Origin of the sequence: Pseudomonas sp. WS 5059, from assembly GCF_012985525.1 — a bacterium.
In the GTDB taxonomy this organism is placed as follows: domain Bacteria; phylum Pseudomonadota; class Gammaproteobacteria; order Pseudomonadales; family Pseudomonadaceae; genus Aquipseudomonas.
In genome coordinates this window covers 303,951-321,443 of record NZ_JAAQWO010000003.1, presented here as the reverse complement: position 1 = coordinate 321,443, position 17,493 = coordinate 303,951, and the positions used below count along the sequence as shown (strand labels likewise).

18 protein-coding genes and 1 pseudogene are annotated in these 17,493 nt (G+C 62.0%); 10 read left to right on the top strand and 9 right to left on the bottom strand.

Annotated elements, in window-relative coordinates; genetic code table 11:
* The first annotated feature begins 79 nt into the window (after nucleotides 1-79).
* Complete coding sequence (locus tag HBO12_RS10360; RefSeq protein ID WP_169955382.1) at nucleotides 80-2,920, top strand: class I adenylate cyclase; 2,841 nt, start codon at nucleotides 80-82, stop codon at nucleotides 2,918-2,920.
* On the opposite strand, the gene rnk is transcribed toward HBO12_RS10360, so the two are convergent.
* The 3 genes from rnk to cyaY form a co-directional block, all read right to left on the bottom strand.
* Nucleotides 2,917-3,327, bottom strand: coding sequence for a nucleoside diphosphate kinase regulator (gene rnk, locus HBO12_RS10355; RefSeq protein WP_169955383.1), 411 nt, complete (start codon nucleotides 3,325-3,327; stop codon nucleotides 2,917-2,919). The two genes, HBO12_RS10360 and rnk, sit on opposite strands and share 4 nt — an antisense overlap.
* A gap of 143 nt (nucleotides 3,328-3,470) precedes the next feature.
* The gene (locus HBO12_RS10350) at nucleotides 3,471-3,689 is read right to left on the bottom strand and encodes a DUF1289 domain-containing protein (RefSeq protein ID WP_169955384.1); all 219 of its coding nucleotides are present in this window, start codon (nucleotides 3,687-3,689) and stop codon (nucleotides 3,471-3,473) included.
* A gap of 2 nt (nucleotides 3,690-3,691) precedes the next feature.
* Entirely contained in the window at nucleotides 3,692-4,024 is a 333-nt protein-coding gene (gene cyaY / locus HBO12_RS10345) for an iron donor protein CyaY (protein WP_038444425.1), read from the bottom strand.
* 239 nt (nucleotides 4,025-4,263) lie between these two features.
* Between cyaY and lptM the strand changes: the two genes are divergently transcribed.
* The 6 genes from lptM to HBO12_RS10315 are packed head-to-tail and all read left to right on the top strand — an operon-like array spanning nucleotide 4,264 to nucleotide 8,849.
* Nucleotides 4,264-4,425, top strand: a complete 162-nt coding sequence (gene lptM / locus HBO12_RS10340; RefSeq protein WP_038444426.1) for an LPS translocon maturation chaperone LptM — start codon at nucleotides 4,264-4,266, stop codon at nucleotides 4,423-4,425.
* Nucleotides 4,426-4,434: 9 nt separating this feature from the next.
* Nucleotides 4,435-5,682 (top strand): diaminopimelate decarboxylase, encoded by a 1,248-nt coding sequence (gene lysA / locus HBO12_RS10335; RefSeq protein WP_170042083.1) that lies wholly within the window; start codon nucleotides 4,435-4,437, stop codon nucleotides 5,680-5,682.
* Between the two features lie 3 nt (nucleotides 5,683-5,685).
* Nucleotides 5,686-6,516, top strand: coding sequence for a diaminopimelate epimerase (dapF, locus tag HBO12_RS10330; RefSeq protein WP_169955386.1), 831 nt, complete (start codon nucleotides 5,686-5,688; stop codon nucleotides 6,514-6,516).
* Between the two features lie 13 nt (nucleotides 6,517-6,529).
* Nucleotides 6,530-7,255: a DUF484 family protein gene (locus HBO12_RS10325; RefSeq protein WP_169955387.1), complete on the top strand. Its 726-nt coding sequence runs from the start codon at nucleotides 6,530-6,532 to the stop codon at nucleotides 7,253-7,255.
* Nucleotides 7,256-7,257: 2 nt separating this feature from the next.
* Nucleotides 7,258-8,157: a tyrosine recombinase XerC gene (xerC, locus tag HBO12_RS10320; RefSeq protein ID WP_170042082.1), complete on the top strand. Its 900-nt coding sequence runs from the start codon at nucleotides 7,258-7,260 to the stop codon at nucleotides 8,155-8,157.
* Entirely contained in the window at nucleotides 8,154-8,849 is a 696-nt protein-coding gene (locus HBO12_RS10315; protein ID WP_170042081.1) for an HAD family hydrolase, read from the top strand. Before xerC ends, HBO12_RS10315 begins: the two co-directional genes overlap by 4 nt.
* Before the next feature lie 110 nt (nucleotides 8,850-8,959).
* Here HBO12_RS10315 and sutA read toward each other — a convergent pair whose 3' ends face one another.
* From sutA to glnK, 4 genes and pseudogenes are all read right to left on the bottom strand, one after another.
* Nucleotides 8,960-9,283 (bottom strand): transcriptional regulator SutA, encoded by a 324-nt coding sequence (gene sutA / locus HBO12_RS10310; protein WP_169955390.1) that lies wholly within the window; start codon nucleotides 9,281-9,283, stop codon nucleotides 8,960-8,962.
* 160 nt (nucleotides 9,284-9,443) lie between these two features.
* Nucleotides 9,444-9,548: pseudogene (locus tag HBO12_RS10305) on the bottom strand (YjbQ family protein); the annotation flags it as partial.
* Nucleotides 9,549-9,799: 251 nt separating this feature from the next.
* The gene (locus HBO12_RS10300) at nucleotides 9,800-11,137 is read right to left on the bottom strand and encodes an ammonium transporter (RefSeq protein ID WP_029289659.1); all 1,338 of its coding nucleotides are present in this window, start codon (nucleotides 11,135-11,137) and stop codon (nucleotides 9,800-9,802) included.
* Nucleotides 11,138-11,171: 34 nt separating this feature from the next.
* Nucleotides 11,172-11,510: a P-II family nitrogen regulator gene (glnK, locus tag HBO12_RS10295; RefSeq protein WP_002555808.1), complete on the bottom strand. Its 339-nt coding sequence runs from the start codon at nucleotides 11,508-11,510 to the stop codon at nucleotides 11,172-11,174.
* Nucleotides 11,511-11,929: 419 nt separating this feature from the next.
* Between glnK and HBO12_RS10290 the strand changes: the two genes are divergently transcribed.
* Together HBO12_RS10290 and HBO12_RS10285 are read left to right on the top strand one after the other, a co-directional pair.
* Nucleotides 11,930-12,190 (top strand): accessory factor UbiK family protein, encoded by a 261-nt coding sequence (locus HBO12_RS10290; protein WP_057444205.1) that lies wholly within the window; start codon nucleotides 11,930-11,932, stop codon nucleotides 12,188-12,190.
* Between the two features lie 176 nt (nucleotides 12,191-12,366).
* Nucleotides 12,367-13,863: a YifB family Mg chelatase-like AAA ATPase gene (locus HBO12_RS10285; RefSeq protein WP_170042079.1), complete on the top strand. Its 1,497-nt coding sequence runs from the start codon at nucleotides 12,367-12,369 to the stop codon at nucleotides 13,861-13,863.
* Nucleotides 13,864-13,869: 6 nt separating this feature from the next.
* Here HBO12_RS10285 and HBO12_RS10280 read toward each other — a convergent pair whose 3' ends face one another.
* On the bottom strand, nucleotides 13,870-14,445 hold the full coding sequence (locus HBO12_RS10280) for a TetR/AcrR family transcriptional regulator (RefSeq protein ID WP_170042078.1): 576 nt from the start codon (nucleotides 14,443-14,445) through the stop codon (nucleotides 13,870-13,872).
* Between the two features lie 113 nt (nucleotides 14,446-14,558).
* Between HBO12_RS10280 and HBO12_RS10275 the strand changes: the two genes are divergently transcribed.
* Nucleotides 14,559-15,473 (top strand): ABC transporter six-transmembrane domain-containing protein, encoded by a 915-nt coding sequence (locus tag HBO12_RS10275; RefSeq protein ID WP_170042077.1) that lies wholly within the window; start codon nucleotides 14,559-14,561, stop codon nucleotides 15,471-15,473.
* Nucleotides 15,474-15,476: 3 nt separating this feature from the next.
* Here the strand turns inward: HBO12_RS10275 and HBO12_RS10270 are convergent, their stop codons facing one another.
* Nucleotides 15,477-17,453 carry a methyl-accepting chemotaxis protein gene (locus tag HBO12_RS10270; RefSeq protein ID WP_170042076.1) on the bottom strand — a complete coding sequence of 659 codons (1,977 nt, stop codon included), beginning with the start codon at nucleotides 17,451-17,453 and terminating at the stop codon, nucleotides 15,477-15,479.
* Between the last annotated feature and the right edge of the window lie 40 nt (nucleotides 17,454-17,493).

The following is a 17,493-nucleotide window of genomic DNA, read 5'->3' as shown; positions in this document are numbered from 1 at the left end:
CCCTTAAGCCTCCTACGATTCTGTCTGTAAACTCCTACACGGCTGCCCACGCCGGGCCCTGCGAGCCGTTGAGTTCGACATGACCAGTACCCATGAAATCCGCCCTGACTTGGATGAAGGCATTGACCGCAAGGTACTGGCCCAACTGCGCTCGCGTTTCCTGACCCTCAATGCCGGCCGCATGGCCCGCGCCGTCGAAGGCCTGACGCCGCGCCAGCAAAGCGTGCTGGCGCTGCTGCCGCTGTTTTTCCACGTCAATCACCCGCTGCTGCCGGGCTATGTCTCGGGCAGTACGCCGGCCGGCTTGGCGAATTTTGAACCGGATGCCCAGGTCCTGGCCGAAGCCCAGCGCCTGACCCGCTCGTTTTCCTACAAGCCACGCCACGGCAACCCGCCCACCCCGATCCACGGCCTGTTCCTGATGGGCAGCCTCGGCACGTTGGCCCAGGCTGACCAGAGCGATATGGACGTGTGGGTGTGCCACGCCGCCGACCTGAGCGAGGCCGAGCTGGGCGAGCTGCGCAAAAAATGCCAACTGCTGGAAGCCTGGGCCCTGGGCATGGGCGCCGAAGCGCATTTTTTCCTGATCGAACCGAGCCGCTTTGCACAGGGCGGTCGCGATACCCAGCTCAGTTCGGATGACTGTGGCACCAGCCAGCACTATCTGTTGCTCGACGAGTTCTACCGCACCGCCATCTGGCTGGCCGGGCGCACGCCGATCTGGTGGCTGGTACCGGTCTACGAAGAAGCGCGCTACGCCGAATTTACCCACACGCTGATTTCCAAACGTTTTATCCGCGCCGACGAAACCCTCGACCTCGGGCACCTGGCCCATATTCCACCTGGGGAATTCATCGGCGCCGGCCTGTGGCAACTGTTCAAGGGCATCGAGTCACCCTATAAGTCGGTGCTCAAGCTGTTGCTGACCGAGGTGTATGCCAGCGAACACCCCAAGGTGCAGTGCCTGAGCCTGCGTTTCAAACGCGCAGTGTTCGCCAACCAGTTGGATCTGGATGAGCTGGACCCGTATATCGTGGTCTACCGCCGCATCGAGGAATACCTGCGCAGCCGCAACGAACCCGAACGCCTGGAACTGGTGCGGCGCAGCCTGTACCTGAAGGTCAACCGCAAGCTCACCACCGGCCAGCGCACCATCGGTTGGCAGCGCGCACTGCTGGAGCGCCTGGCCAATGAATGGGGCTGGGACCAGCGGCAACTGGCCCTGCTCGACAGCCGCAGCCAGTGGAAAGTGCGCCAGGTCGCGTCCGAGCGCCGGGCCCTGGTCAATGAGCTCAATTACAGTTATCGCTTCCTGACCCAGTTCGCCCGCACCGAACAGACCGTGAGCCTGATCAACAAGCGCGACCTCAATGTGCTGGGCCGGCGCCTGTACGCGGCCTTCGAACGCAAGGCCGGCAAGGTCGAGTTCATCAACCCAGGGATTGCTCCGGACCTGGCCGAAGACACCCTCACCCTGGTTCATTCGCCCAATCGCAAGGAGCCGGGTCAGTTTCACTGGGGCCTGTACAACGGCAGCCTGACCGCCCTGGAATGGGAGCACTTTGCGCCGATCAAACGCAGCCGCGACCTGCTGGAGATGCTCACCTGGTGCCATCGCAACGGCGTGATCGACAGCAGCACACGCCTGGCCCTGCACCCCGGCACCAGCGACTTGAGCGAATTCGAGCTGTTCAACCTGCTGGGCAGCCTGCAACAGACTGTCGCCCTGCCCCTGGCCACGGTCGATGAAGAACGCCTGCTGCGTACGGCGATACCCGAGGAGGTGCTGTTGCTGATCAACGTCGGCGTCGACCCCCTCAAGCATCACCGTGACTTGAATATCCTGATGACCACCGAGCGCACCGACTCCCTGAGTTACGCCGGCGTCAGGGAAAACCTGGTGCTGACCCTGGACCAGGTGACGCTCAACAGCTGGAACGAGGTGATGGTCAGCCGCTACGAGGGGCCCCACGCCCTGCTCGATTGCCTGCGCGATTACCTGAATCAGTTACCGCATGACCGATTGCCGCGGCTGCGGGTGCGTTGTTTCTGTCACAACCGTGCGCAGTTCATTGCCCAGCGGGTCGAAGAGATTTTCGATACCGCGCAAAACCTGATGCTCAGCCAGCTCAACCACCGCTATCTGATCCAGGTACAACAGCACTATCACGTCATGGAGCTGGCACCGGGGCAAGCCAATCACGTGTCATTGCCCAGCCAGCAGGCGCTGGTGGACTACCTCAGCGAGGAGCTGGCCAGCTACAGCCCGTTGCACCTGGATGCCATGGCCCTGGAAGACCACGACCTGGCAGCACTGCTGCCCATGGGCCAGGCCGATTGTGTGCAGGTGTTCTACCGCATCAACGACGGCTTCGCCGAGCTGTACGTACTCGACGAGTTCAACGCCCTCTGGCAACAGCGCCTGCCGTTTCATGATGAGCAGAGCTTGCTCGCGCCTTTGCAGCGCTTTCTGCAATCGATCATTTATCGACGGGACGCGCTGTCACCGCTGGACCCGCAGCAGCCACTGGGGGCGGTGCAGACGCTGTATTACCAACTGCTGCCATCGGCAGGCGGCCGTACCCGTCGGGTCGAGCCACGGCCTGCGCCGCAGACTCCGGCCAACAAACCGTTCTACGACGTGCAGGCGATTATCGGCAAGGGTGCGCCAGGCCAGGTGGGGATCACCCTGTACTGCAATCAGCGGGAGTTTTGCGAACTGGAGTTTGGCGACCAACTGTTTGCTGTGGTCGCCCAGGAGATCGTCGGGCAGCGCCGGGAAACCGAGCGCTATCGTTGCTACATCACCGATTTGGACCTATCCGGCCTACTCGGTGATGTTCAAAGCCCAAGCAATCTGTACCTGCGCTACAAAGCCGAGTTGGAGCAGGCGCTCAACCAGGCCTTGAATGAGGTTTAGAGCGCGAATGCGCCGCCGTCCTTCGGCTGGCCTTCGACACTCAGCAGCTCAAGCTTGAGGGTCTTGCCGCCCGGAGCAGGCCAATCGATATGCTGGCCGACTTGCAGGCCCAGCAACGCACTGCCCACCGGGGCCAGGATCGAGATCTTGCCTTCGTCGGCATTCGCGTCCTTGGGGTAGACCAGGGTCAGGTGATAGTCCTTGCCGCTGCTTTGCTCACGGCAATGCACGCTGGAGTTCATGGTCACGACACCGGCAGGCACTTCATCGTGGCCAACCACCTCTTCGGCGCGGTCAAGTTCGGCTTGCAGGGCGATGACGCCTGGCAGTTTGTCGTCCATACGGTCGATCAGTTGCTCAAGACGTTGCACATCGAGACGGGTGAGGATGATGGAAGGTGCAGTCATGATTGCGGCAGACTCCTTTTTTTCTGCACAAAAAAGCAAAACCCCGCCAATAAACGGCGGGGTTCTCACGGACCTCGATGAGTTGAGGTATACCCGGACACTACCACAGCACACCAAATAAACAAGATGGGCCGGCCTGAAGGTCAGGCGCCAGCCTTGCGTTGCTCGGCCTGGGCGACGATCACGCGGCGCCGCTGGTCGTCGGCGGAGCGCCATTCCCGGATGTCTTCCACATGCCGGAAGCAGCCAAGGCAGACTTTTTGCTCATCCAGCCGACACAAACTGATACAAGGTGACGGCACAGCCGGGCTGACATTGCTGAACAGCGGCTTGGGCGGGCGGACGGGCGCGGGCTGGGTCACGATCAGATCTCGTCGAAGTCCAGCTCGACGCCGGCTTGTTCCAGGGTGATGCGTGCAAGCATTTCGCTCAACAGCTCGTCACTGGTGTCGTTCGACCAGCGTTTTTCTTCTTCGTCGTAGTCGAAGTGAAACCCTCCGGAACGCGCGGCCAGCCACAGCTGGCGCAGCGGCTCCTGGCGGCTGAAGATCAATTGGCTGCCGTTCTCAAACTTGACGGTCAACACGCCTGCAGAATTTTCCAGATCCACGTCCAGGCCACTCTCGTCGAAAATATCCTCCAGCGCTTGCTGGGTCGCATCGACCAGGTCGTGAAAGCGGGCTTCGGTCAAACTCATGGTGGGAACCTCAAAAAGTGTCTACTCACGCTCAAGCGCCGCACGATACGGAGGCGCCATGATGATTGCAAAGGATACCGATTTCATTCCCACCAGCCGTGCGAATTATCCCGACGGGATGTAGGCCACATCACGACATACTCGGCAAAGCCCCGCCGGACGGGTGTCCCGGCGCATAGGCAAGCTGGCGGGTGGTCGGTATACTCGGGCGCAATTAATGCATATTCAAGGATTTAGCCATGAAGCGCCTGATCTCTTCCCTTGCTGCGCTCGTCGCGGTCGCTTGCCTCGTCAGTGCCTGTGGTCAAAAAGGCCCGCTGTACCTGCCCGATGACAGCAAAGACCCGAATGAACAGGCGCAAACGTCGCAATCCAAAGCGCACAAGCACGACACCTACTAAGGGAATTTCATGGACGCTTTTAACTACCGGGACGGCGAGCTGTTCGCGGAAGACGTGGCGCTGTCCGCGATTGCCGAACGCTTCGGTACCCCGACCTATGTGTACTCGCGAGCGCATATCGAAGCGCAATACCGCACCTTTGCCGATGCACTGGAGGGTACGCCAAGCCTGGTGTGCTATGCAGTAAAAGCCAACTCCAACCTGGGTGTACTCAATGTCCTGGCGCGCCTGGGCGCTGGTTTTGACATCGTGTCCCGTGGCGAGCTGGAGCGTGTACTGGCCGCGGGCGGCAAGGCTGACAAAATCGTGTTCTCCGGTGTCGGCAAGACCCGCGAAGACATGCGCCGCGCCCTGGAAATCGGCGTGCATTGCTTCAACGTCGAGTCCACCGACGAGCTGGAGCGCCTGCAAGTGGTGGCCGCCGAGATGGGCGTGCGTGCGCCGATTTCCCTGCGCGTCAACCCGGACGTAGATGCTGGCACGCACCCGTACATTTCCACCGGTCTCAAAGAGAACAAGTTCGGCATCGCCATTGCCGACGCCGAAGACGTGTACATCCGCGCCGCCCAACTGCCGAACCTGGAAGTGCTGGGCGTGGACTGCCATATCGGCTCGCAACTGACCAGCCTGCCACCGTTCCTCGATGCCCTCGACCGCCTGCTGGCGCTGATCGATCGCCTCGGCGAGTGCGGCATCTACCTGCACCACATTGATCTGGGCGGTGGCGTGGGCGTGCGTTATCGCGACGAAGAGCCGCCGCTGGTGGCCGACTACGTCAAGGCCGTACGCGAGCGCACCGAAGGCCGCGACCTGAAGCTGATATTCGAGCCGGGCCGCTACATCGTTGCCAATGCGGGCGTACTGCTGACCCAGGTCGAGTACCTCAAGCACACCGAACACAAGGATTTCGCCATCGTCGATGCGGCGATGAACGACCTGATCCGCCCGGCCCTGTACCAGGCCTGGATGGATGTCAGCGCCGTGCGCCCGCGCGACAGCGCGCCGCGCACCTATGACATCGTCGGCCCGATTTGTGAAACCAGTGACTTCCTGGCCAAGGACCGTGAACTGGCCCTGGCAGAAGGCGATCTGCTGGCCGTGCATTCGGCCGGTGCCTATGGGTTTGTCATGAGTTCCAACTACAACACCCGCGGGCGTACCGCCGAAGTGTTGGTGGACGGTGATCAAGCGTTTGAAGTGCGTCGCCGCGAGACGGTAGCCGAGTTGTTTGCTGGCGAAAGCCTGCTGCCGGAGTAAGCCATGCTGCTGCGTTTTACCAAGATGCACGGGCTGGGCAATGACTTCATGGTCCTTGACCTGGTCAGCCAGCACGCGCATATCCTGCCCAAGCACGCCAAACTGTGGGGCGACCGCCATACCGGCATCGGCTTCGACCAACTGCTGCTCGTCGAAGCGCCGAGCAACCCGGAGGTGGATTTCCGTTACCGGATCTTCAACTCCGACGGTTCCGAAGTGGAGCAGTGCGGCAACGGTGCGCGCTGCTTCGCGCGGTTCGTGCTGGACAAGCGCCTGACCGCCAAACGGCAGATTCGCGTCGAGACCAAAAGCGGCATTATCGAACTGGATATCCGCAGCGACGGCCAGATCAGCGTCGATATGGGCGCCCCGCGCCTGGTACCGGCCGATATTCCGTTCGTGGCTGATGCCCAGGCGTTGAGCTATCCGCTGGATGTCGACGGTACCGTGGTCGAGGTGGCCGCCGTGTCCATGGGCAACCCCCATGCAGTGCTGCGGGTCAACGACATCAACAATGCGCCAGTGCATGAGCTGGGCCCGAAGATCGAACATCACCCGCGTTTTCCGGCACGGGTCAACGTCGGCTTCCTGCAGGTCATCGACCGCTCCCGCGCGCAGTTGCGGGTCTGGGAACGCGGCGCCGGGGAAACCCAGGCTTGTGGCACCGGTGCTTGCGCCGCCGCCGTGGCGGCGATCAGCCAGGGCTGGATGGATTCGCCACTGTTGATCGACCTGCCTGGTGGACGCCTGTCCATCGAATGGGCAGGCCCAGGCCAACCGGTGAAGATGACCGGCCCGGCATCCCGCGTATACGAAGGACAGGTCCGTCTATGAGAGCGACTCGCTAATGACCGATAAGCCCCAGGCACCCGCCAAGCAGCCCGAAGGATCCCCTTGCGAAAGCCTGGAGGCAGCGGCCGTCGCCGCTTACCTGGAGGCTAACCCGGACTTCTTCGTCGAACACGACGAGCTGCTGCCGGCCCTGCGCATCCCTCACCAGCGCGGCGATACCGTGTCGCTGGTGGAGCGGCAGATGAAGATCCTGCGCGAGCGCAATATCGAAATGCGCCATCGGCTCTCACAGTTGATGGACGTGGCCCGCGACAACGACCGCCTGTTCGACAAGACCCGCCGCCTGATCCTGGCGCTGCTGGATGCCGCCAGCCTGGAAGACCTGACCATTGCCGTCGAAGACAGCCTGCGCCAGGACTTCCAGGTGCCGTTTGTCAGCCTGATCCTGTTCAGTGACAACCCGATGCCGGTCGGGCGCTGGGTCAAGGGCAGCGACGCACAGACCGCCATCGGCGGCCTGTTGTCGGAAGGCAAGACCATCAGCGGCACCCTGCGCGAGCATGAGCTGGACTTCCTGTTTGGCGAAGACCAGCGCGTGCAGATCGGCTCGACTGCCGTGGTCGCCCTCAGCCATCAAGGCTTGCACGGTGTCCTGGCCATCGCCAGCCGTGATCCGCAGCACTACAAAAGCACCGTGGGCACGCTGTTCTTGACCTACATTGCCGAAGTGTTGAGCCGCAGCCTGCCACGCTTCACCAGCGCCCTGCGCGCGGTGCGCTAGCCATGGAACGACAACTGGACGCCTACTGCGCTCACCTGCGCAGCGAGCGCCAGGTGTCTCCCCATACGCTGGAAGCCTACCGGCGGGACTTGAACAAGGTCCTGGCGTTCTGCCAGAAACAACAGATCGGCAGTTGGAAAGCCCTCGATATCCAGGGCCTGCGCAGCCTGGTTGCGCGCCTGCACCAGCAAGGCCAATCCTCCCGCAGCCTGGCGCGCCTGCTGTCGGCGGTGCGTGGCCTGTATCACTACCTCAACCGCGAAGGCCTGTGCGATCACGACCCGGCCAACGGCCTGGCGCCGCCCAAGGGTGAGCGCCGCCTGCCCAAAACCCTGGATGCCGACCGCACCCTGCAATTGCTCGATGGCGCGGTCGAGGATGACTTCCTGGCTCACCGCGACCAGGCGATCCTGGAGCTGTTCTATTCCTCGGGCCTGCGCCTGTCGGAGCTGACCAGCCTCAACCTCGAGCAGTTGGACCTGGCCGATGGCCTGGTGCAAGTACACGGCAAAGGCAGCAAGACCCGCGTGCTGCCCATTGGCAAAAAAGCCCGCGACGCCCTGCTGGTATGGCTGCCCCTACGAGCCCTGGCCAACCCGCCGGACGATGCGGTGTTTGTCAGCCAGCAAGGCCGACGCCTCGGGCCACGGGCCATTCAGCTGCGGGTCAAGGCCGCCGGCGAGCGGGAACTGGGGCAGAACCTGCATCCGCACATGCTGCGCCACTCCTTTGCCAGTCACCTGCTGGAGTCATCACAAGACTTGCGCGCCGTGCAGGAACTGCTCGGCCACTCGGATATCAAGACCACCCAGATCTACACCCACCTGGACTTCCAGCACCTGGCGACGGTGTACGACAGCGCCCATCCACGGGCCAAACGCGTTAAAGGCGGCGACTCATGAGCATCAAGCTAATCACCTTCGACCTGGACGATACCCTGTGGGACAACGTCCCCGTCATCATCAGCGCCGAAGCGTCGATGCGCCAATGGCTGGCGACCCATGCGTCCAAGGTCGGCGACTTGCCCCTGGAGCATTTCGCCAGCCTGCGCCAGCACGTACTGCAACGTCATCCCGAACTCAAGCACCGGATCAGCATCCTGCGCCACCGGGTGCTGATGCACGCCTTTGAAGAGGCCGGTTATCCACAGCCGCAGGCCACGGAAATGGCCGATGTGTGTTTTGAAGCGTTTATTCATGCGCGGCACCAGCTCACGGTCTTCCCGGAAGCTGAGCCGATGTTGCAAGCCCTGCGCCAGCACTTCCTGCTGGGGGTGATCACCAATGGCAATGCCGATGTCCAGCGCGTGGGCCTGGCGGATTACTTCCACTTTGCCCTGAGGGCCGAAGATATCGGCATCGCCAAGCCGGATGCGCGCTTGTTTCAGGAAGCGTTGCAGCGAGGTGGGGTGGATGCCAGTGCGGCGGTACATATTGGCGACCATCCGGGCGATGACATCGCCGGGGCGCAGCAGGCGGGGTTACGGGCGGTGTGGTTCAACCCGGCGGGCAAGGTTTGGGAAGGCGAGAAATTGCCGGATGCGCAGATTCGCAGCTTGAGCGAGCTGCCTTCGCTGCTCCACAGCTGGAAATAACGCGACCCGACAAGCCAGCTCCCACATGGGTTTGCGGCACTGGCCATTTGTCTCAGGCATGAAAAAGCCCGCAGCGACGGCGGGCTTTTTCAGCAAGCAAGTAACCGGCCTCAGATAGGCCGACTGCCGTACTTGTTGTCCGGCTTCTTCGGTGGATCTGCCACCACGTTGGCCTCGACTTCCTGCACTTTGCCGCCCTTGGCGAGGAATTCTTCCATCGCGCGGGCCAGCGCATCGCGCTCTTTGTTCTTGGCTTCAACGCTCGGCAACTCATCAACCGACACAGCAGCCTTGGCCTTGCCCTTGGCGGTCGGGGCCGGCGCGTCATCGCCGCCGTCGTCGTCAGCTACGTCTTCGGCAGCCGCCTCAAGACCTTCTTCGGTTTCGTCGTCACCTACTTCGAGGTCGTCGTTTTCCAGATCATCGTCGCTCATGTTCTACCTCATGACTTGCGAAAAGCAGATTAGTTATAGCCCAGCTTCACCATCTGTCGAAGGCTGCCGGAAAAAAATCAACGTCCACCGGATAACCAGTGGCTTATGCCCCGTCACCGTGCAAGGTGCCGAGGACTTTACGAGCACCGCCATGATCACGCTACTCGCCCAGATAAACGCCTTGCCATGTGCCCATTGCCAAATGGCCGGCCGTGACCGGCAAACTCAGTTGGCGAGCCGAAAGGCTGCCCTTGAAATGACCCGGGGCTTGGCCCGCAGGGTAATCAGGGTCTGCCGATGTATACAGTTCTGCGCCCATCGGCGCGCATTCTAGCGCGCTCTGGGAAAAAACAAAGTGCCGAATACGCCTACATGCCTGTAAGACATTCGCACACTGAAAAGTACCGTGTGGATCCGATCACAAACTCGACACAAAAATTCTCACACGCTTTCACCACAGGCAAATACCAGACAAAAAAATGCCCGGCAAGCCGGGCATGTTTTTTTCATAGGTTCTTACAAGTTGTAGCCACGTTCGTTGTGTTCCGCCAGGTCCAGGCCAACGGCCTCTTCCTCTTCGGTCACACGCAGGCCGATGGTCAAGTCCAGCACCTTGAGAATCACAAAGGTCACGATACCGGTGTAGATCACGGTAAAGCCTACGCCCTTGGCCTGGATCCAGACCTGTGCGGCAATATCGGTCACCGTGCCGAAGCCACCCAGGATCGGCGCCGCGAATACACCGGTGAGGATCGCCCCGACAATCCCGCCAACACCGTGCACGCCGAAAGCATCCAGGGAGTCATCGTAGCCCAGCTTGCGCTTGAGGCTGGTGGCGCAGAAGAAGCAGATCACGCCAGACGCCAGGCCGATCACCAGGGCGCCCATTGGGCCCACGGTACCGGCGGCCGGAGTAACGGCCACCAGGCCGGCGACCACACCCGAGGCGATGCCCAGGGCGCTTGGTTTGCCGTGGGTAATCCACTCGGCGAACATCCAGCCCAGTGCCGCAGCCGCGGTAGCGATCTGGGTCACCAGCATCGCCATGCCCGCCGTGCCGTTGGCCGCAGCAGCAGAGCCGGCGTTGAAGCCGAACCAACCGATCCACAGCATCGCCGCGCCGATCAGGGTGTAGCCCAGGTTATGCGGGGCCATCGGCGTAGTCGGGTAGCCTTTACGCTTGCCGAGCACGATGCACGCCACCAGGCCAGCCACACCGGCGTTGATGTGCACCACGGTGCCGCCAGCGAAGTCCAGCACGCCCCAGTCCCACATCAGGCCGCCGTTGCCGCTCCAGACCATGTGCGCGATCGGCGCATAGACCAGGGTGAACCAGATGGCCATGAACAGCAGCATGGCGGAGAACTTCATACGCTCGGCAAACGCACCGACGATCAGCGCCGGGGTGATGATCGCGAAGGTCATCTGGAAGGTGATGAACACCGCTTCCGGGAACAGCGCTGCAGGCCCAGTGATGCTGGACGGTGTGACACCCGCCAGGAACGCCTTGCCCATGCCGCCGAAGAACGAGTTGAAGTTGACGACGCCCTGCTCCATGCCGGTGGTGTCGAACGCAATGCTGTAGCCGTAGACGACCCACAGGATGCTGATCAGACCGGTAATGGCGAAGCACTGCATCATCACAGAAAGAATGTTTTTGGAGCGGACCATGCCGCCGTAGAACAGCGCCAGGCCAGGGATGGTCATGAACAGCACCAGTGCGGTGGCTGTCAGCATCCAGGCAGTGTCGCCGGAATTGAGGACTGGAGCCGCCACTTCGTCTGCCGCCATGGCCAGGCTGGGCATTACGATGGACAACAGGGCTCCTAGCCCTGCGAATTTACGCAGAGTCATATTGTTTTCTCCTGGGGCGTTGGGGTTTGGCGGCTTAGATTGCGTCGGTATCGGTTTCGCCGGTACGGATGCGAATAGCCTGTTCCAGATTGACCACGAAGATCTTGCCGTCGCCGATCTTGCCGGTGTTGGCCGCCTTGGTTATCGCCTCGATAACCCGATCAAGATCCTTGTCGTCAATGGCGACATCAATCTTCACCTTCGGCAGGAAATCGACTACGTATTCCGCGCCGCGATACAGCTCGGTATGACCCTTCTGCCGACCGAAGCCTTTGACCTCAGTGACGGTAATGCCCTGCACGCCGATCTCGGACAGTGACTCGCGTACATCGTCCAACTTGAACGGCTTGATGATGGCAGTGACTAGCTTCATGAAAACTCTCTCCCGAATTGGTGGACTTGCCCCAGGAAAACAAACCCGTCTCAAGTCTAAGCGCAGTGCCTGGCTTTGTAACGCATCGTCGCCTCGGCAATTGCCTCGGCGACGCCAGCTAACCGTTGGTGACGAAACATGTACCCTGGTCCGTCAGCGCACTGCATTCGTCACAGCGACTGCATCAGTGCATGGGTCATGATCGTCTAAGCAGAAACCTTGCCAGCTCCGTAAAAATCACTGAAATCAAGCCGTTGCCCGCTCACACCGAGCAATGGGCCGTTGTAGCAGCCCACATACGCACAAAAACAGTGCGTCCGCATTCGGGACAATGCGCGAAAAGCGTGCGCAGAGCACTGGGAAAAGACTATAGGCGCTGCGTGATACACTGCCGGCCAACTGTTTCCGGAATGTTTCCCATGCTCGCGCCCAAAGACCTCCTCGACGCCCTGAGCGGCCACGCCTCTCGCCTGTTCAGCGGCGAGACCCCGCTGCCTCGCAATGAAATCGAAAGCCAGTTCAAGGCACTGCTGCAAAGCGGGTTCAGCAAACTGGACCTGGTCAGCCGGGAAGAATTCGACAGCCAGATGGTAGTCCTGGCCCGCACCCGAGCACGCCTGGAGAGCCTGGAGGCGAAGGTGGCAGAGTTGGAAGCGCGGTTGAATCCACCCCAGGAATAACCACCCTGCCCCCTGTAGGAGCCGGCTTGCCGGCGATGGCTGTCTACCTGACACACCAAACCGGCTCCTGCAATTTCAACGCCCGGATACGTTCAGTAAAACCTGCGCAAGGCGCCTCCCCCTCTCTCGTCTACCCTTGAAAAACCGCAAAGCGGCCCTCCCTTCAAGGAACGAACATGTCCCTCGCCATCGTCCACAGCCGCGCCCAGATCGGCGTCGAAGCCCCCGCCGTCACTGTCGAAGTGCATATGGCCAATGGCTTGCCGTCCCTGACCCTGGTGGGCTTGCCGGAGACAGCGGTCAAGGAAAGCAAAGACCGCGTGCGCAGCGCCATTCTCAACAGTGCGCTGCAATACCCCGCGCGCCGCATCACCCTTAACCTGGCGCCCGCCGACCTGCCCAAGGACGGCGGGCGTTTTGATCTGGCGATTGCCCTGGGGATTCTCGCGGCCAGCGTGCAGGTGCCGACACAGGCGTTGGATGGCGTGGAGTGCCTCGGCGAACTGGCCCTGTCTGGCGAAGTGCGCGCCGTCAAAGGTGTGTTGCCAGCCGCGTTGGCCGCACGCAAGGCCGGGCGCAGCGTGATCGTGCCCAGGGCCAATGCCGAGGAGGCGTGCCTGGCCGGCGGGTTGAAGGTGATTGCGGTGGATCATCTGCTGCAAGTGGTGGCGCACCTGAATGGGCTGGTGCCGATCGAGCCTTACACGTCCGACGGATTGCTGTACCTGAACAAACCTTACCCGGACCTGAGCGAGGTGCAGGGCCAACTGGCCGCCAAGCGCGCACTGCTGATTGCGGCAGCGGGTGCCCACAACTTGCTGTTCAGCGGGCCACCCGGCACCGGCAAGACTTTGCTTGCCAGCCGCCTGCCCGGCCTGCTACCGCCCTTGAGCGAACAGGAGGCGCTGGAAGTGGCGGCGATCCAATCAGTGGTCAGCCTGGCGCCGTTGAGCCACTGGCCTCATCGGCCCTTTCGCCAGCCGCACCATTCCGCGTCCGGGCCGGCGCTGGTGGGCGGCGGCTCGAAACCGCAGCCTGGGGAAATCACCCTGGCCCATCACGGGGTGTTGTTTCTCGATGAGCTGCCGGAATTTGATCGCAAGGTGCTGGAGGTGCTGCGCGAACCGCTGGAATCGGGACATATCGTGATTTCCCGGGCACGCGACCGCGTCAGCTTCCCGGCACGCTTTCAACTGGTGGCGGCGATGAACCCCTGCCCTTGCGGTTACATGGGTGAGCCCAGTGGACGTTGCCGGTGTACGCCGGAGCAGATCCAGCGCTACCGCAACAAACTCTCCGGGCCGTTGCTGGACCGGATTGATTTGCACCTGACCGTGGCACGCGAAACCACCGTGCTGAACCCCTCCCAAAAGGTCGGTGATGACACGGCGAAGGCATCCGCCCAAGTGGCCGAGGCCCGGGAGCGCCAGCAAGGGCGCCAGGGTTGCGCGAATGCCTTCCTCGACCTGGCGGGATTACGCGAGCACTGCGCACTGGTAAACGCCGATGAAAGCTGGCTGGAGAGCGCTTGCGAGCGGCTGACGTTATCGCTGCGCGCAGCCCACCGACTGCTCAAGGTCGCGCGTACCCTGGCAGACCTTGAGCAAGTGGAAGGCATCGCTCGCCATCACTTGGCGGAGGCATTGCAGTACCGGCCGGCATCAGTTGGCTAGCAGCGTTCAGGAAAAATCCAGCAGCAGCCTCGCCACTTCCAGCACCTCACCCAGTACCGCTTCTGCCGACTCGGCGGAAGGCTTGAGCATCAGGTCATCGGCGTAGCCCATCGCCAGGGCGAAGAGCTGCCGTGCAGCGCGTTGGGGCGACTTGCAGCGAAAGACCCCGGCAGCGACACCCCGCTCGATCACCTCGGCAAGCATGCCTTGCCATTGGGCATTGATCACCAGGTAAGCCTGGGCCATTTGCGCGTCATGCATGGCCTCGTCCCAGGCGTCCAGCCAGAGCGCCCAGCCTGCATCGGCGGTGCTGGGCAGGCAGTCGCTCAAGAATCCTACGAGCGCCTCCAGTGGTGGCGCATCGGCCAAGGGCTCGCGCACTTCATCCAATTGCTCATTCGCAAAGCGCACAAAGGCTTCGCGGCGCAATTCATTCCAGTCGCTGAAGTAGTGATAGACATGGCTGCGCGACAGCCCGGCATGTTCGGCCAAGTCACGGGTGGATACATCGGCAAAGCCCTTGCTGCGAAACAGCTCCAAGGCAGCGGCGATGATCTGGTCTTTACGGTCGATACGCGACATGGGCAATTCCTTACGGGCGCCACCAGATAAGCGGCGCTTGCTTTTTGAGCGATCGCTCAAAGATACTTGAGCAGTCGCTCAATAGTAGCGCCTATTACTCCTTCGGTGCACCCATGCCATCCACAACGCCACACATCCTGATCGAAGAAAGCAAGAAAATCGGCCAGCAATCGGCCAGCCAAACCCTCAAGGCAATCGCCAAGGCTTATCCCGGCAAGCTGTTCTGCACGCTGTCGTTGGTTGCGCTGGAGAACGCGTTGCTGCTGGCCTATCCCCTGTTTGCCGGTTTCGCCGTGGACTCGATCCTGCGCGGCGATGCCGGCAGTGCGCTGTTCTATGCGGCCGTGGTGATGGCGTTCTGGGTGGTCGGCGCCGCACGCCGGGCGTTGGATACCCGCACTTTCACGCGGATCTACGCCGATCTTGCCGTACCTGTGATTCTCAATCAGCGTCTGCAGAACCACAGCACGTCCAAGGCAGCCGCACGGGTGGTGCTGGCGCGGGACTTTGTCGATTTTTTCGAAAAACATGTGCCCGTGATCGCAACGGCCTTGGTCTCCATCGTTGGCGCAGCTGCGATGCTGCTGGTGATTGAACCTTGGGTGGGCCTGGCCTGCTTTGCGGCATTGCTGCTTTGCATCATCCTGCTACCGCGATTTGCCCGCCGTAACGAGCAGTTGCACGAACGGTTGAATAACCGCCTGGAGAAAGAAATTGGCCTGGTGGAAAAGGTGGGCGCCCAGACGTTGCGACGCCATTACCAGTTGCTGTCACGCCTGCGTATCTGGCTGTCGGACCGCGAAGCCGCCGCCTACCTGTTTCTCGGCACGCTGGCAGCGCTACTGTTCATCGTAGCGATCAGCCAACTGGCCTTGTCGCCAGCGGTCAAGGCCGGCCATGTCTATGCGGTGATGACGTACCTGTGGACCTTCGTCAGCAGTCTCGACGAAGCGCCAGGGATGGTCGACCAACTGGCGCGGCTCAAGGACATTGGCAAGCGCGTGGACCCAGGGCTCGGCGACCACTAAGCCTCAACGAAACCGATCCACCTCCTGCCGCAACCCCGCCGCCAAGGTCTCCAGTTCCTTGGCGGTAACTGCCAGGTTCGACACCACTTCCCGCTGCTCACTGTTGGCCAGGGCAATGCTCTGCAGGTTGCTGCTGAGCAAAGTCGCGGTGCTGCTTTGCTCCTGGGTCGCGGTGGTAATCGCGGCGAACTGCTGCCCCGCCGAACGGCTTTGTTCGTCGATGCGCGCCAGGGCCGAGGCCACGTCGGCGTTGCGCGACAGGCCTTCCTGCATCAGCACATTGCCCTGCTCCATGGTGCTGATGGCGTTGCCGGTTTCCTGCTGGATGCTCTGGATCATTCCGGAAATTTCATCGGTGGCCTGGCGGGTGCGTGAGGCTAGGTTGCGCACTTCATCGGCGACCACGGCAAACCCACGCCCCTGCTCCCCGGCCCGCGCCGCCTCGATGGCGGCGTTGAGCGCCAGCAGGTTGGTCTGATCGGCAATCGAGGTGATCACACCGACGATGCCGCCGATTTCCTGGGAGCGTTGGCCCAGGGTATTGATCACCGTGGCCGTGCTGTTGAGTGCCGTGGCGATATGTTCCAGGGACGACGACGCCTCCTGCATCGAGTTGCGACCGATGCGGGTCTGCTGGGCATTTTCCTGGGCCAGGCGCTCGGTATTACCCATGTTGTCGGCAATGTTCAACGAGGTGGCGCTGAACTCTTCCACCGCGCCGGCCATGCTGGTGATCTCGCCGGACTGCTGCTCCATGCCCTCATAGGCCCCGCCCGACAGGCCCGACAGCGCCTGGGCGCGGCTGTTGACCTCTTCGGCCGCCTCGCGGATGTGGGAGACCATGGTCGACAGGGCTTCACCCATCTGGTTGAAACTGCGCGCCAGTTGACCGATCTCGTCATGGCTGGACACATTCAGCCGCGCACTCAAATCACCGGCGCCCAGGGCTTCGGCCTGGCGCACCAGGTCACCCAGGGGCTGGAGTTTGCTGCGCAGCAGCCAGACCGCCGCGCCCACGGCCAACAGCATCGCCAGCACGCTGCCGATTACCAGGCGGATACCCACGGCCCAGGTCACCGCCCGGATCTCGGCCTTGGGCATGCTCGCCACCACCGACCACGGGCCGCCGTCAAACGGCACCGCAACGCTGTAGAAGTCCTCGCCCTGGTCACTCCAGAAACGCCCCTGGCCGGGCTTTTGCGCCAGCTCCAGAATCGGCACAACCGCCTGCTCCGGGGCTTGCACACCAGCGGGCGGCACCAGCCAGTGTTTTTGCTCGTCCAGCAGCGCCAGCGAGCCGGTCTGGCCAATGCGAAAACGCTTGAGGTTGGCGAACTGGGCGTTCTGCGCATCGGTGTAGTCAAAACCGATAAACAACACCGCAATCACCTGGCCGCTGGCATCGCGCACCGGGCTGTATTGGGTCATGTAGGAGCGCTCGAACAGCACCGCACGGCCAATGTAGCTCTGCCCGGCAAGCAGGCGCTGGTAGGCCGGGCCCTGGCGATCCAGCACGGTGCCGATCGCACGGTTGCCGTCCTGTTTGGTCAGGGAGGTGCTGATGCGGACAAAGTCTTCGCCACTGCGCACGAACACCGTAGCCACGCCACCGGACATCTGCTTGAACTCATCAACCTCGTCGAAGTTGTTGTTCAACACCTGGTCGCCCAGGTACAGGCTCGGGGTCTGTACCCCGGCCACGTTCACTTTCTGCTCGGGATGCACGCGCAACCCGGCGGCGAAGCGCTGCTCAAACAACCCGCTCAAACGCTCGGTGCTCTCGCGCAGGGTGCTGTGGAAGGTATTAAGTTGGTCGGCGAGCAAGCGCGCTTCGCTGGCCAGGTGTTCTTCGCGGGTTTGCAGGTTGGCCGAATCCAGGGAGCGCAGGGCAAATAGGGTGCTGGCGCTGATCACGACAGCCAATATGACCGCCAAGGCAATGCCCAGCTGCGAAGCGATGCGGGCGCGGGGTTGAGACATGACAGCTCCTGGCCGAGGCCCGGATCGTCCTGATCTCATA